This is a genomic window from Arenimonas soli (genome assembly GCF_014643775.1).
In the GTDB taxonomy this organism is placed as follows: Bacteria; Pseudomonadota; Gammaproteobacteria; order Xanthomonadales; family Xanthomonadaceae; genus Arenimonas; species Arenimonas soli.
On record NZ_BMKC01000001.1, the window covers coordinates 1593211 to 1608452 of the forward strand.

The 15242-nt window shown below is 70.3% G+C and carries 13 protein-coding genes; all 13 read left to right on the plus strand.

Annotated elements, in window-relative coordinates:
* Positions 1-39 precede the first annotated feature (39 nt).
* The 13 genes from bamA to IEX13_RS07740 all read left to right on the plus strand — a co-directional run bounded on the left by bamA (position 40) and on the right by IEX13_RS07740 (position 15212).
* A complete protein-coding gene (bamA, locus tag IEX13_RS07680; protein WP_188662739.1) occupies positions 40-2541 on the plus strand; it encodes an outer membrane protein assembly factor BamA in 2502 nt (833 codons plus the stop codon).
* Positions 2542-2551: 10 nt separating this feature from the next.
* Positions 2552-3568, plus strand: a complete 1017-nt coding sequence (lpxD, locus tag IEX13_RS07685; protein ID WP_188662741.1) for a UDP-3-O-(3-hydroxymyristoyl)glucosamine N-acyltransferase — start codon at positions 2552-2554, stop codon at positions 3566-3568.
* 20 nt (positions 3569-3588) lie between these two features.
* A complete protein-coding gene (gene fabZ / locus IEX13_RS07690; RefSeq protein WP_188662743.1) occupies positions 3589-4053 on the plus strand; it encodes a 3-hydroxyacyl-ACP dehydratase FabZ in 465 nt (154 codons plus the stop codon).
* A 1-nt stretch (position 4054) separates the two neighbouring features.
* Positions 4055-4825 carry an acyl-ACP--UDP-N-acetylglucosamine O-acyltransferase gene (lpxA, locus tag IEX13_RS07695; protein ID WP_188662745.1) on the plus strand — a complete coding sequence of 257 codons (771 nt, stop codon included), beginning with the start codon at positions 4055-4057 and terminating at the stop codon, positions 4823-4825.
* Positions 4826-4832: 7 nt separating this feature from the next.
* Positions 4833-5996 (plus strand): lipid-A-disaccharide synthase, encoded by a 1164-nt coding sequence (lpxB, locus tag IEX13_RS07700; protein WP_188662747.1) that lies wholly within the window; start codon positions 4833-4835, stop codon positions 5994-5996.
* Complete coding sequence (rnhB, locus tag IEX13_RS07705) at positions 5993-6580, plus strand: ribonuclease HII (RefSeq protein WP_188662749.1); 588 nt, start codon at positions 5993-5995, stop codon at positions 6578-6580. The genes lpxB and rnhB overlap by 4 nt, the downstream gene beginning before the upstream one ends.
* 218 nt (positions 6581-6798) lie before the next feature.
* A complete protein-coding gene (locus IEX13_RS07710) occupies positions 6799-7341 on the plus strand; it encodes a YkvA family protein (RefSeq protein ID WP_188662751.1) in 543 nt (180 codons plus the stop codon).
* A gap of 158 nt (positions 7342-7499) precedes the next feature.
* Complete coding sequence (locus IEX13_RS07715) at positions 7500-8123, plus strand: YkvA family protein (protein WP_188662753.1); 624 nt, start codon at positions 7500-7502, stop codon at positions 8121-8123.
* Positions 8124-8181: 58 nt separating this feature from the next.
* Positions 8182-11697 carry a DNA polymerase III subunit alpha gene (gene dnaE / locus IEX13_RS07720; RefSeq protein ID WP_188662754.1) on the plus strand — a complete coding sequence of 1172 codons (3516 nt, stop codon included), beginning with the start codon at positions 8182-8184 and terminating at the stop codon, positions 11695-11697.
* Between the two features lie 64 nt (positions 11698-11761).
* Positions 11762-12721: an acetyl-CoA carboxylase carboxyltransferase subunit alpha gene (locus IEX13_RS07725; protein ID WP_188662756.1), complete on the plus strand. Its 960-nt coding sequence runs from the start codon at positions 11762-11764 to the stop codon at positions 12719-12721.
* Between the two features lie 28 nt (positions 12722-12749).
* Entirely contained in the window at positions 12750-14051 is a 1302-nt protein-coding gene (tilS, locus tag IEX13_RS07730) for a tRNA lysidine(34) synthetase TilS (RefSeq protein WP_188662758.1), read from the plus strand.
* Positions 14052-14083: 32 nt separating this feature from the next.
* Positions 14084-14341: an exodeoxyribonuclease VII small subunit gene (locus IEX13_RS07735; protein ID WP_188662760.1), complete on the plus strand. Its 258-nt coding sequence runs from the start codon at positions 14084-14086 to the stop codon at positions 14339-14341.
* On the plus strand, positions 14331-15212 hold the full coding sequence (locus tag IEX13_RS07740; protein WP_188662762.1) for a polyprenyl synthetase family protein: 882 nt from the start codon (positions 14331-14333) through the stop codon (positions 15210-15212). The genes IEX13_RS07735 and IEX13_RS07740 overlap by 11 nt, the downstream gene beginning before the upstream one ends.
* Positions 15213-15242 lie beyond the last annotated feature (30 nt).

A 15242-nucleotide genomic window follows, 5' to 3' on the forward strand; every position in this document is an offset into this window, starting at 1 on the left:
CCATTGCGGGCGATTCCGCCCGGTTTCCACGGATTGACGATGACGCGACCCACTGTCCGACGCTGCCTCCTGAGCATCGCGCTCGCCGCCGCTCTTGCCGGCCCCGCCCACGCCCAGAACTACGAGGCATTCCAGGTCGCCGACATCCGCGTCGAAGGCCTGCAGCGCATCTCCGCGGGTACGGTCTTCACCTACCTGCCGGTCGAACGCGGCGACACCCTCGACCGCAGCCGCTCCGGCGACGCCATCCGTGCGCTGTTCCGCACGGGCTTCTTCAGCGACGTCAGGCTCGAACGCCAGGGCGACATCCTGGTCGTGGTGGTGACCGAACGGCCGGCCATCAACTCCATCACGCTGACCGGCAACAAGGACATCAAGACCGACGACCTGATGGTCGGCCTGCGCAGCATCGGCCTGGCCGAAGGCGAGACCTACAACCCGCTCAACCTCGACCGCATCACCCAGGAACTGATCCGCCAGTACAACAACCGCGGCAAGTACAACGTCTCGATCCTGCCGTCGGTCTCCAACCTCGACCGCAATCGCGTCGATGTCACGATCATCATCGAGGAAGGCAAGGCCGCGCGCATCCGCGACATCAACATCGTCGGCAACGAAACCTTCATCGAAGAAGACCTGCGCGAGACCTGGGAATCGGACACCAGCAACTGGCTGTCCTGGTACCGCCGCGACGACCAGTACTCGCGCGAGAAGCTCTCGGGCGACCTCGAGAAGCTGAGCAACTATTACCTGGACCGCGGCTACGTCGACTTCAACGTCGAGTCCACCCAGGTCGCGATCAGCCCGGACAAGCGCGACATCTTCGTCACCGCCAACGTCGCCGAAGGCGAGGTCTACACCATCGGCGAGGTCAAGGTCTCGGGCGACACCATCCTGCCGGTCGAGGAAATGGAGAAGATGCTGTTCGTGCGCGAGGGCGGCACCTTCTCGCGCGCCCGCGTCGAACTGAGCACCGATGCGATGATCGCGCTGCTGGGCAACATCGGCTACGCGTTCGCCCAGGTGAACCCGGTGCCGGACATCGACCGCGAAAATCGCGTCGTCGGCCTGAACTTCTTCGTCGAGCCGGGTCCGCGCGTGCAGGTCCGCCGCATCGTCTTCAAGGGCAACACCGGCACCGCCGACGAGGTCCTGCGCCGCGAAATGCGCCAGTTCGAAGGTGCGTGGTTCTCGCAGGCCGCGGTCGATCGCTCCAAGGTCCGCCTGCAGCGCCTGGGCTTCTTCGAGGAAATCGACATCGAGACCCCCGAGGTCGCCGGTGCGCCCGACCAGGTGGACGTGGTTGTCAACGTCAAGGAACGCAACTCCGGCCAGTTCACCTTCGGCCTGGGCTACCAGCAGACCTTCGGCCTGATCACCAGCCTGCAGCTGGTGCAGAACAACTTCCTGGGCACGGGCAACCGCGTTTCCATCGCGGTGCAGAACAACAGCTTCTCCAAGCAGTACTCGATCGGCTACACCGACCCGTACTTCACCGACTCGGGCATCAGCGTCGGCTACAACCTCAGCCACAGCGACTACAGCTACTCGCGCCAGGACGCCAACCTGGCCCAGTACAACAACGCCGTGTCGGCCGCCGAGATCCTGGCCGGCATCCCGCTGACCGAAACCGACTCGATCCAGTTCTCGCTGGGCATCGACCGCAACCAGATCACCACCCAGGACGGCTTCACGCCCGAACCGCTGATCCAGTACCTGGTCAGCACCCTGGGCGACCGCCAGCGTTTCCCGCAGTTCCACGTCGACGATGACCGCGACCCCACCACGCCGCCGGACAACGACGACGACGACCCGACCACCACCGACCCGCTGCAGACCGGCGGCTCGCGCCAGTGGAACGTCAACGCCTGGCGCCTGCAGACCGGCTGGGTGCGTGATTCGCGCAACGACTTCCTGCTGCCGACCCGCGGCACCTACCACCGCATCAACGCCGAGATCGTGCTGCCCGGCAGCGACCTCGAGTACTACAAGCTCGGCTACAACTTCGAACACTACATCCCGCTGGCCAACTGGCTGGTGATGAAGTTCGGTGTCGAGCTGGGCTACGGCGACAGCTACGGCGACACGGCCGACGCGCTGTGCGACAGCTTCGACACCGAAGGCGACATCATCACCACCACCACCAACTGCGGCCTGCCGTTCTTCCGCAATTATTACGCCGGTGGCCCGAACTCGATCCGCGGCTTCGAAGTCAACACGGTCGGCCCGACCTACCAGTTCGCCAGCGACGGGTTCCGCCAGCCGATCGGCGGCTCGCTCAAGACCGCCGGCACCATCGAGTTCTATTTCCCCACCCTGTTCGACAACCGCGGCACCCGCCTGTCGGCCTTCATCGACTACGGCAACGTCTACAACGGCTTCGAGGACTGGGAAGCCAAGACGCTGCGCATCTCGACGGGCGTGGCGCTGCAATGGGAGTCGCCGATGGGTCCGATCCAGATCAGCTACGCCCTGCCGATCCAGCGCGAGCGTTCCGACCAGGTCGAGCGCCTGCAGTTCACCTTCGGCGGCAGTTTCTAAGGCCGGGGCGATGCCCGCCCCGTCGCCGACGCTGGCCGAGCTCGCCGCGCGCTTCGCGCTGGGCCTGCGCGGCGACGGCGCCGTCCGGGTGCGCGGCGTGGCGACGCTGGCCAGGGCCGGCGAAGGCCAGCTGGCCTTCCTGGCCAACCCGCGCTACCGCCAGGACCTGGCGGGCACCCGCGCGGCGGCGGTGGTGCTGGCCGAGGCCGATGCCGCCGACTGCCCGGTGCCCTGCCTGGTCGCGGCATCACCGTATGCGGCCTTCGCCCGCATCGCGGCCCTGTTCGAAACCGGTCCGGCCCCGGCGCCGGGCGTGCATGCCTCCGCCGTGGTTGCCGACGACGCCCGGGTCGATCCCGGCGCCCACGTCGGCCCCTTCACCAGCATCGGCGCGCGCTGCCAGGTTGGCGCCGGCGCCGTCATCGGCCCGGGCTGCGTCATCGGCGACGACTGCGTGGTCGGCCCCGGCTGCGAGCTGCTGGCCCGGGTCACGCTGGTGACCCGGGTCCGGCTGGGCGCGCGGGTGCGGGTGCATCCCGGGGCCGTGATCGGCGCCGAAGGCTTCGGCCTGGCGATGGAAGCCGGCCAGTGGCTGAAGGTGCCGCAGCTGGGCGGCGTGCAGATCGGCGACGACTGCGAGGTCGGCGCAAACAGCTGCATCGACCGAGGCGCCCTGGACGACACCGTGCTCGAACAGGACGTGCGCCTGGACAACCTGGTGCAGGTGGGCCACAACGTGCACATCGGGGCCCATACCGCCATGGCCGGCTGCGTGGCCGTGGCTGGTTCGGCCCGGATCGGCCGCTACTGCCTGGTCGGCGGCGGCGCCGGCATCGCCGGCCACCTGTCGGTCTGCGACCGGGTCACGATCACCGCCATGAGCCTGGTCACCGCCTCGATCACCGAGCCGGGCGAATACGCCTCGGCCATGGCCGCGCAGGAAGCCCGGCGTTTTCGCCGCAATGCCGCCCGGTTCCGGCAATTGGACGCGCTGGCGCGTAGAATGGGCGCCCCGCCCAAGGATTGAATCCGCCAAGGAACCCCAGGATGAGCGAAGACGCCATCAAGCTGCCCGTGGATGTCGCCTGCATCCTGCACCTGCTGCCCCACCGTTACCCCTTCCTGCTGGTCGACCGGGTGGTCGAGCTGGAAGCGCACAAGCGCATCCGCGCCATCAAGAACGTCACCTTCAACGAACCCTACTTCCAGGGCCATTTCCCGGGCCGCCCGGTGATGCCCGGCGTGCTGGTGATCGAGGCCATGGCCCAGGCCGGCGGCCTGCTCACCCAGCTGTCTCTGCCGCGCGACGCGATCGGCGACGGCAAGCTGTTCTACCTGGTGAAGGTGGACAACGCGCGCTTCAACCGCATGGTGGTGCCGGGCGACCAGCTCGACATCGAGGTGGTGCTCAAGCGCAATATCCGCAACATGGCGCTTTACGAGGGTTCCGCCCGCGTCGACGGCAAGGTGGTCGCCAGCGCGGAAATCCTGTGCGCCGAAGGCAAGGAATAGCATGATCCACCCGACTGCCCTGATCGACGCCACGGCGCGGATCGGCGAGCGGGTCGAGGTCGGCCCCTATGCGATCATCGGCGCCGAAGTGGAAATCGGCGACGGCTGCCGGATCGGCCCGCATGCCGTTATCGGCGGGCCCACCCGCATCGGCCGCGACAACGTCATCCACGCCCACGCCACGGTCGGCAACGACCCGCAGGACAAGAAGTTCGCCGGTGAACGCACCGAACTGGTGGTCGGCGACGGCAACACCATCTTCGAGTTCACCACCATCAGCCGCGGCACCGGCGACGGCGGCGCCGTCACCCGCATCGGCAGCCACAACTGGATCATGGCCTACGTGCACATCGCCCACGACTGCATCGTCGGCGACCACTGCATCCTGGCCAACAACGCCACCCTGGCCGGCCACGCCGAACTGGGCGACTGGGCGATCCTGGGCGGCTTCGCGGGCATTCACCAGTTCTGCAAGATCGGTGCCCACGCCTTCATCGGCATGGGCAGCCTGGTCAACGCCGACGTACCGCCCTTCGTGATGGTCGCCGACAAATACGCCGCCCCGCGCGGCATCAATGCCGAAGGCCTCAAGCGCCGCGGCTTCGACGCCGACCGCATTTCGGCGATCAAGCGCGCCTACCGCGCGCTTTACCTTTCCGGCAAACCGCTGGCCGAAGTGCGCGGGCAACTGGCCGCCGGCGCCGCCGACTCGCAGGACGTGCAGCTGATGCTCGATTTCATCGAACACAGCGGGCGCGGCCTGCTGCGCTGACGCCGGCATGGGCGGCGACCAGCCGCGTCCGCTGCGTTTCGCCCTGGTCGCGGGCGAAGCCTCCGGCGACCTGCTCGGCGCCGGCCTGGTGCGCGAGCTGAAACAACGTTTCCCGGACGCGCAGTTCGCCGGCATCGGCGGGCCGCGCATGCTGGGCGAAGGTTTCGAGGCCTGGCATGAAAGCGGCGAACTGGCGGTGATGGGCCTGGCCGAAGTGATTCGCCACCTGCCCCGGCTGCTGCGCCTGCGCGCCGGGCTTCGCCGCCGCCTGCTGGACTGGAAGCCCGACGTCTTCGTCGGCATCGACGCGCCGGACTTCAACCTGGGCCTGGAACGCAAGCTCAAGCAAGCCGGCATTCGCACCGTGCACTACGTCAGCCCATCGGTCTGGGCCTGGCGCGAAGGCCGGGCCGCGAAGATCGGGCGCAGCGCCGACCGCGTGCTGTGCCTGTTTCCGATGGAACCGCCGATCTACCAGCGCCACGGCATAGATGCCCGCTTCGTCGGGCATCCGCTGGCCGAAGCCTTCGAGGCCGTGCCGGACCGCCAGGCCGCGCGCGAACGCCTGGGCCTGGCGCAGGACGTGCCCGTGCTGGCCGTGCTGCCCGGAAGCCGCCAGGGCGAGATCCAGCGCCTGTGGCCCACCTTCATCAACGCCGCGCGACTGGTGACGCTGCAGATGCCCGGCCTGGCGGTGGCCGTGCCGGCCGCCGACCCGGCCTGCCGCGATGCGATCGAGCGCGGCCTGGCGAATTCGCAGCTGGCCAACGTGGCGCTTTACGACGGCCAGGCGCACGACGTGATGGTGGCCGCGGACGTCGTCTTGCTGGCCTCGGGCACCGCGGCGCTGGAAGCCATGCTGGCCAAGCGGCCGATGGTCGTGGGCTACCGCATTTCGGCGCTGACCTATCGCCTAGTGATGGCCCTGGGCCTGATGCGCGTCACCCGCTACAGCCTGCCCAATGTCCTGGCCAACGAACCGATCGTGCCCGAGCTGATGCAGCACGACTGCACGCCGGAAAACCTGGCCGAAGCGGTCATGTCCTGGTTCCGCGATGCCGACGCCCGGGCGACGCTGCTGCCGCGCTACGAACACATCCACGCCAAGCTGCGCGGCGACGCCGACGCCGCCGCGGCCGAAGCCGTGGCCGACCTGCTGGCCGGGCGATGAACCACGGCCTGGTCGCCGGCGTCGACGAAGCCGGTCGCGGCCCGCTCGCCGGACCTGTCGCCGTGGGCGCGGTCATCCTCGACCCGGCGCGCCCCATCGCCGGCCTGGGCGATTCGAAGGCCCTGTCGCAGGCCCGCCGCGAACACCTGGCCCCGCTGATCCAGGCCCAGGCCCTGGCCTGGCACGTGGAATGGGTGTGGCCCGCCGAAATCGACCGCCTGAACATCCTGCACGCCACCCTGGCCGGCATGTCCCGCGCCCTGCGCGCGCTCAGCCCCGGTCCGGCGCACGCCCTGATCGACGGCAACCGCCTGCCGCGCGACCTGCCCTGCCCGGCGCAGGCCCTGGTGAAGGGCGACGCCCGCGAGCCGGCGATCATGGCGGCCTCGATCCTGGCCAAGGTCGCACGCGACCACTTCATGCGTGAACTCGAGCACCGCCATCCCGGCTACGGCTTCGCCCTGCACAAGGGATATCCCACGCCCGAACATTTCCAGGCCCTGCGCGAACTGGGTCCCTGCGAACAGCACCGCCGCAGCTTCGCGCCGGTGCGCGCGCTGCTGGCGCCGACCCTGCTCGACTGAACGAGCCGGCACTGGACACCGGCGCCGCGCAGGCGTAGACCAAGACCTGCATCCCGGCGGATGCGGCGGCGTGCGGCCACCGCCGACCAGCCGCGCACCGCGCCCCCCACCGGCCGGCAGCGAGGACTGCCATGCGCCACCAACCTCCCCTCCCGGCAGGCACGCCCCTGCCCCTGCCCCGCCTTGCCCGCCACGAGGGCCCCGCCTTTGCCGGGCCGGTGCCGCTTGCCCCCCGGGCCATCGCGGAATTCAACGACCTGCTGCACGAACTGCACCCCGACGCGCCGCACGTGGACGCCGACGCCGTGGCCAGCGTCGCCCGCTGGCTGATGGACCTGCCGCCCGACCAGGGCGAGGCGCTGCTGCAGGCGCGCCTGGGCCGCCTGGCCGAACTCCAGGCCCTGGTGGCCGACCCCGACTGGGCGGTCGAGCCGGCCCTGGCCAGGCGCATCGGCCGCATGCTTGCCTACGTCGATCGCGTGCGCGACCTGATCCCGGACGACACGCCGCGCGTCGGTCGTCTCGACGACGCGCTGCTGGTCGAGCTGGCCTGGCCGATGGTCGCCGAGGAACTGGAGGACTATCGCGACTTCCAGCGCTTCCGCGAAGAATCCGGCGACGCCTTCGGCGGCCATCCCACCCGCGACAACTGGCTGCAGTCGCGGCTCGAGGAAGGCGCGCTGTGGGAACAGCTCCACCGCGTGCGCCACCAGCACTACGTCGACTACGGCCCGCTCGAAGGCGGCCTGCGCGTCGTCTGAAACAGGGGACGAAGCTGTCGGCCGGCTGAATTGGGCCGAAGGTAACGCACACTTCCGGAACGCGACGATGGCGATGCAACCGGGCAAGCTGGCGCGGCATCTGTGAAAGGCAGGTGCGCGGGGAATCGTCCCTGCGCCCCCTGCCCCGGGAGTCCGCCATGTTGTCCACCTTCCACGATCCGCTCGCCCTTCGACTGCCGCCCGAGTCCCCCGACTCCCGCCGCCGCCACGTCGGTGACCTGGCGCTGGAGGAAACCGCCGTCGCACGCTTCAACGCGCTGCTGGCCCAGCTCGACCCGAACGCGCCGCGCGTGACCGCCGACCAGCTGGTCACGCTGGCCCGCTGGCTGCAGGAACAGCCGCGCGAACGCGCCGTCGCCATCCTGGCCGAACGCCTGCGCCGCGCCGAACACCTGCGGCGCATGCTCAACGACGGCGACTGGGAGCTCGACGCCGAGCTGCGCGAACGTTCGCGCCTGCTCATCAGCTACCTGCACGAGGTCAACGACCTGATCCCCGACGACCTGCCGCTGGTCGGCCACCTCGACGACGCCCTGCTGGTGGAACTGGCCTGGCCGGCCTTCCGCGACCAGTCGCTTGATTACGGCGATTTCTGCGCCTTCCGCAAGCAGGAGCAGCCGCGCGGCACCGCCGCCGAACGCCGTCTGGCCTGGGAAAGCACCCGCCTGGCCGAACTGGCCCTGCTGCAGCAGCGCCGGGACGTGCGCTCGCGCCCGTATGCCGGTGGCCAGCCCTTGCAGGCGCTGTTCCGGGTCTCCTGATCGGGGGCGGGCGGGCCCGCCCTCGGGGTAAACTGCCGGCTGGTCTTTGGCAGCCGGCATGTCCCCGCGATTCGTCCACCTCCACCTTCACAGCGAATATTCGCTCACCGATTCCAGCATCCGCATCCCGGAGCTGGTGTCGCGCTGCGCCGCCCTCGGGCTGCCTGCGGTGGCGGTCACCGACACCAGCAACCTGTTCGCGCTGGTGAAGTTCTACAAGGCCGCCGAAGGCGCGGGGCTCAAGCCCCTGGCCGGCGCCGACCTGTGGATCGAAACGGGCGCCGCGCCGGCGCGCATCACCCTGCTTTGCCTCGACCAGCAAGGTTACCTGGCCCTGTCGCGCCTGATCAGCCGCGCCTACCTCGACGGCCACGCCGGCGATTACGTGGCCGTGCAGCCAGAATGGCTTTACGCCGACAGCGCCGGCCTGGTGGCCATCGCCGGACGGGAAAGCCCGGTTGGCCGCTGCCTCGCGGGCGGCCGCGAAGAAGCCGCCCGCCAGCAGCTCGACGAGCTGGCCCGCGCCTTCCCCGACCGCCTGTACCTTGAACTCACCCGCACCGGCCGCGAGGGCGAGGACGCCTTCAACGCCGCCGCGGTGGCGCTGGCCGGCGAGCTGGGCCTGCCGCTGCTGGCCAGCAACGACGTGCGTTTCCTGTCGCGCGAGGACTTCGAGGCGCACGAAGCGCGCGTGTGCATCGCCACCGGCCGCGTACTCGACGACCCCAAGCGCCCGCGCGAATACAGCCGCGAGCAGTACCTCAAGTCGCCCGAGGAAATGGCCGAGCTGTTCGCCGACCTGCCCGAGGCGCTGGAAAACACCGTCGAACTGGCCAAACGCTGCAACCTGGCGCTGAGCCTGGGCAAGTACTTCCTGCCCGATTTCCCGGTGCCCGATGGCCACACGCTCGACAGCTGGATGCGCGAAGAAGCCCACCGCGGCCTGGCCGGCCGCCTGGCCCGCATCGACCTGGCGCCGGGCAAGTCCGCGTCCGACTACGCCGCGCGCCTGGGCACCGAGCTCGACGTCATCGTGTCGATGGGCTTCCCGGGTTACTTCCTGATCGTCGCGGACTTCATCAACTGGTCCAAGTCCAACGACATCCCGGTCGGCCCGGGGCGTGGTTCGGGTGCCGGTTCGCTGGTGGCCTACGCGCTGGGCATCACCGACCTCGACCCGCTGCGCTACGACCTGCTGTTCGAACGTTTCCTCAACCCCGAACGCGTGTCCATGCCCGACTTCGACGTCGACTTCTGCATGGACCGGCGCGACGAGGTGATCGACTACGTCGGCCAGAAGTACGGCCGCGACAAGGTCAGCCAGATCATCACCTACGGCACCATGGCCGCCAAGGCCGCGGTGCGCGACTGCGGCCGCGTGCTTGGGCATCCCTACGGCTTCGTGGACGGCATCGCCAAGCTGATCCCGAACACGCTTGGCATCACCCTCGACGACGCGCTGGGCCTGAGCGAAAAAGCCCGCAAGGACGCCGACCTGGCTTCGGCCGAACTGATCGCGCGCTACCAGTCCGAAGACGACGTGCGCGACCTGGTCGACCTGGCGCGCAGCCTCGAGGACCTGACCCGCAACGCCGGCAAACACGCCGGCGGCGTGGTGATCGCGCCGACGCCGCTGACCGACTTCAGCCCGCTGTTCGCCGAACACCTGGCCAAGGGCGAATCCTCGCGCTCGATCGTCACCCAGTTCGACAAGGACGACGTCGAAGCCGTGGGCCTGGTGAAGTTCGACTTCCTGGGCCTGCGCACGCTGACGATCATCGACTGGGCGGTGAAGGCCATCAATGCCCGACGCGAACGCGCCGGCATCGAGCCGGTGGACATCATCGCGCTGCCGCTGGACGACCCCGATACCTACGCCCTGCTGTCGAAGGGCCAGACCACCGCGGTGTTCCAGTTCGAATCGCGCGGCATGAAGGAGTACATCCGCAAGCTGCAGCCCTCGACCTTCGAGGACCTGATCGCGCTGGCGGCCCTGTACCGCCCCGGCCCGCTGGGCGCGGGCATGGTCGACGACTTCATCGACCGCCGCCATGGCCGGGCCGAAGTCAGCTACCCGCACCCGCTGCTCGAGCCGATCCTCAAGCCCACCTACGGCGTGATCGTCTACCAGGAACAGGTGATGCAGATCGCCCAGGTCCTGGCGGGTTATTCGCTGGGCGGCGCCGACCTGCTGCGCCGCGCGATGGGCAAGAAAAAGCCCGAGGAAATGGCCAAGGAACGCGTCAAGTTCGAGGCTGGCGCGGCGCAGCGCGACATCGACCCCGGCAACGCCACCGCCATCTTCGACCTGATGGAGAAGTTTGCCGACTACGGCTTCAACAAGTCGCACTCGGCGGCCTATGCGCTGGTGGCCTACCAGACGGCCTGGCTCAAGGCGCACTACCCGGCCGAGTTCATGGCCGCGACCCTGTCCTCGGACATGGACAACACCGACAAGGTGGTCACGTTCCTGGACGAGGCGCGCGAGATAGGCCTGGCGGTTCTGCCGCCGGACGTGAACTCATCCGGCTACATGTTCGAAGCGCTCGACGCCAAGACCGTGCGCTATGGCCTGGGCGCGGTGAAGGGCGTCGGCCGCGGCGCCTGCGAAGCCGTCGTGGAAGCGCGCAAGGCCGGCGGCGAGTTCCGCGACCTGCTCGATTTCTGCCAGCGCGTGGACAGCGGCAAGCTCAACCGGCGCGTGCTCGAAGCCCTGGTGCACGCCGGCGCGCTCGACGGCATCGGCGCCAACCGGCCTTCGCTGCTGCTGCAGGTGCCCGAGGCCATGAAGGCCACCGAACAGCTGGCGCGTGAGCGCGAGGCCGGCCAGGTATCGCTGTTCGGCGGCGGCGGCGACGCGCCGGCCATCCACATCGAACTGCCCGAGGCGCCCGACTGGCCGCTGGAAACCAAGCTGCTGGGCGAACGCGAAACCCTGGGCCACTACCTCAGCGGCCACCCGCTCGACCCCTGGCGCGAAGAACTGCAGTCGCTGGTGGGCGCGAGCCTGGCCGACCTCGACGCGATCTGGTCGAGCAAGAAGGACCGCCGCGGCGAAGCTGCCGTGGTGCTCGCCGGCCTGGTCGGCGCGGTGCGCAAGCGCGGCGAGACGATGGCCTTCGCCCGCCTCGAGGACGGCCGCGGCCAGCTCGAGGTCGCCTTCTTCCGCGAAGCCTTCGCCGAATCGGGCCACCTGCTGTCGCGCGACCGCATCCTGCTGGTCGAAGGCAACCTGGCCGAAGACCAGTTCAGCGGCGGCTTCGTGCTGCGCGCCCGGCAGTGCTGGGACTTCCACGCCCTGTGCGCCGAACACGCGCGCCGCCTGTCGATCACCGTCGACCTGCGCGCCAAGGGCGCCTGGGAGCGCCTGGAGACCGCCCTGGCCGGCTTCCGCCCCGGCGCCACGCCGCTGCGCCTGGACCTGCTGAGTCCGCGCAAGGCACGCGGCAGCCTGGACGTGAACGGGGCCCTGGGCGTGCGCACCGAACCGGGCCTGCTCAGCCAGCTGCGCGCCCTGCCCGGCGTCAGCCAGGTCAGCCTGGCCCTGCACCGTCCCTGGCAGCAGGGCGGCTGACGGTTCTACCGCGGGCCTTTGCCCGGTAGAATCGCGCTTCTGAGTATTTGCTCCAGGCAGCCGAATGAACCCCAACTTCCTCGATTTCGAACAACCCATCGCCGAACTGGAAGCCAAGATCCAGGAACTGCGCAAGGCCAGCACCGGCCCGGCGGTGAACATCGAGACCGAGGTCAACGGCCTGCAGGAAAAACTGCGCGCGCGCACGGCCGAGATCTTCAAGTCGCTCACGCCCTGGCAGATCTCGCAGCTGGCCCGGCATCCGCAGCGGCCCTACACCAACGACTACATCGGCCTGATGTTCGAGGAATTCCACGAACTCGCCGGCGACCGCGCCTTCGCCGACGACGCCGCCATCGTCGGCGGCCTGGCCCGCATGGACGGCCGCGCGGTCATGGTCATCGGCCACCAGAAGGGCCGCGACACCAAGGCCAAGATCCGCCGCAACTTCGGCATGCCGCGCCCCGAGGGTTACCGCAAGGCGCTGCGCCTGATGAAGATGGCCGAACGTTTCCGCCTGCCCCTGCTCACCTTCATCGACACCCCCGGTGCCTACCCGGGCGTGGGCGCGGAAGAGCGCGGCCAGTCCGAGGCCATCGCCCGCAACCTGCTGGAAATGGCCGAGCTCAAGATCCCGGTCATCTGCACCGTCATCGGCGAAGGCGGTTCCGGCGGCGCCCTGGCCATCGGCGTCGGCGACCGCACGCTGATGCTCGAGTACGGCACCTATTCGGTGATTTCCCCGGAAGGCTGCGCCTCGATCCTGTGGAAGTCGGCCGACAAGGCCCGCGACGCCGCCGAGGCCCTGGGCCTGACCGCGGTGCGCCTGCTCGAACACGGCCTGATCGACAAGGTCGTGCCCGAACCCCTGGGCGGCGCCCACCGCGACCCGGCGGCGATGGCGGCCACGCTCAAGCAGCAGATCCAGCTGGAGCTGGCGGCGCTCGACCACCTGGAAACCCCCGCCCTGCTCGAACAACGCTACCAGCGCCTGCGCCGCTACGGCGCCTACGAGGCGGCCTGAGCCCGGGGCCCGCGCGCCCCGCCCCGCCATGGCCTTCGCCCTGCCCCCGGTTCCCCGCGACGGCCCGCTGCTGCTGGCCTGCAGCGGCGGCCTGGATTCCACCGTGCTGCTGCACCGCCTTGCCGGCGAACCGGCACTGCGCGCGCGCGGCCTGCGCGCGGTGCACGTGGACCACGGCCTGCATCCGCAGTCGGCGGCCTGGGCTGAAGCCTGCGCCGCGAACTGCCGGCAGCTGGGCATCGCGCTGCAGGTCCACCGGGTAAGCGTGGTCGAGACCGGCCAGGGCCTGGAAGCCGCCGCACGCGCGGCGCGGCACGCCGCCTTCGCGCAAACGCTTGCGCCCGGCGAAGGGCTGGTCACCGCCCACCACCGCGACGACCAGGCCGAAACCGTGCTGCTGCGCCTGCTGCGCGGCGCCGGCGACGGCCTGGCGGCGATGCGGCCGCTGCGCCCGTTCGCGAATGGCTGGCTGTGGCGGCCGCTGCTGGACGTGCCGCGCGAGGCCCTGCAGGCCTATGCCCGCGAGCACGCCCTGCACTGGCTGGAAGACCCCTCGAACCAGTCCGACCGCCACGACCGCAATTTCCTGCGCCACCACGTGCTGCCGCGCCTGGCACAGCGCTGGCCGCAGGCCGGCCAGGCCCTGGCCCGCAGCGCGCATCTGCTGGCGCAACAGGCCGATCTGCTGGCCGGCGAGGACCAGCGCCGCCTGGCCCGGGTGCAGGGCCTGGACCCGGCCACGCTCAGCCTGCCGGCGCTGCTGGCCGAAGCGCCGCCCTGGCGCGCCCGGCTGCTGCGGGCCTGGGTCGCTGGCCTGGGCCTGCCGCCGCTGCCGGGCGACGCCCCCGCCACCATCGAGGCCGAACTGCTGGCGGCCCGGGACGATGCCGAGGCCTGTTTCGCCTGGTCGGGCGCCGTGGTCCGGCGCTGGCGCGACCTGCTGCACGCCGGCCCTGATAGGGCGCCCTTGGCGGGCGATTTCAGCGTTCGATGGTCCGGCCTCGAACCGCTGGCGCTGCCCACCGGCGACCTGCTTCGGCTCGAACCCGGCCTGGCCTTCGACACCCCGCTGCGCGTGCACGCACGCCAGGGCGGCGAACGCCTGCAACTGCCGGGCCGCGACCACCACACCACGCTCAAGCACGCCCTGCAGGACCTCGGCGTCCCGCCCTGGGAACGCGCCCGCCTGCCCCTGCTCAGCCACCCCGACGGCCGCCTGCTCGCCGCCGGCGATTTGCTTGTCGCCGGCGAATTCCAGCACTGGCTGGACACCCAGGGAGGGCGGCTACGATGGGTCGTCGGCGTTGAACACCCCTGCGCGCCCCGTTGACCACCCGCCGGCGAGCGCCCAAACTTCACGACATGGCCGCCAAGACCCCCGCACCGCCGCCGTCGCCCGTCGCGCAGTTCGAGACCTCGCTCGACGAGCTTGAACAACTGGTCCAGAAGATGGAAAAGGGCGACATGTCGCTCGACCAGTCGCTGGCCGCCTACGAACGTGGCGTCAGCCTCTACCGCCAGTGCCAGGGCGCGCTCGAACAGGCTGAACTTCGCGTGCGCCTGCTGACCGACCCGGCCGAACCCGACAGCGCCCAACCCTTCCAGCCCGATGCCGGCTGACCCGCGCCTGGCGCGCTGGCTGCAGCGCGTCGAGGCCCGGCTCGAAGCCACCCTGCCCGCGGCCGACCAGTCCCCGCAGGCGCTGCATGGCGCCATGCGCCATGCCGTGCTGGGCGGCGGCAAGCGCCTGCGGCCGATGCTGGTGTATGCCGCCGGTGCCGCCGTGCAGGCCGACGAAGACCTGCTCGACGCGCCCGCCGCCGCGGTCGAACTGGTGCACGCGTTCTCGCTGGTGCACGACGACCTGCCGGCGATGGACGACGACGCGCTGCGCCGCGGCCGGCCGACCGTGCACGTGGCCTACGACGAGGCCACGGCCATCCTCGCCGGCGACGCGCTGCAGGCCCAGGCCTTCACCGAGCTCGCCGGTGAAACCCGCGCCCCGCATGCCCTGCGCGTGGCCTGGCTGGCGACGCTCGCGAACGCCACCGGCGCCGCCGGCATGTGCGGTGGCCAGGCCCTGGACATGGCCGGCACCGGCGCGACGCTGGCGCTCGATGACCTGGAACGCCTGCACGCGCTAAAGACCGGCGCACTCATCCGCGCCGCCGTGCGAATGGGCGCGCTGGCGGGCACCCACGACAACTCGCTGCTGCAACCGCTGGACGATTTCGCCGCCGCGCTGGGCCTGGCCTTCCAGATCCGCGACGACCTGCTCGACATCGAGGCCAGCAGCGAACAGCTGGGCAAGACCGCCGGCAAGGACCAGGCCCAGGCCAAGTCCACCTATCCGGCGCTGCTTGGCCCGGACGGCGCCCGGCAGCACCTGGACGAGGTCGCGGCCCGTGGCCGCCAGGCCCTTGGCGGCTTCGGCGATGAGGCCGGCGTGCTCCGCGGCCTGCTGGAGTTCGCCGTCTCGCGCGCGCACTGACGCCGGCGCGCGGGCAAAAAAAAGCGGCCC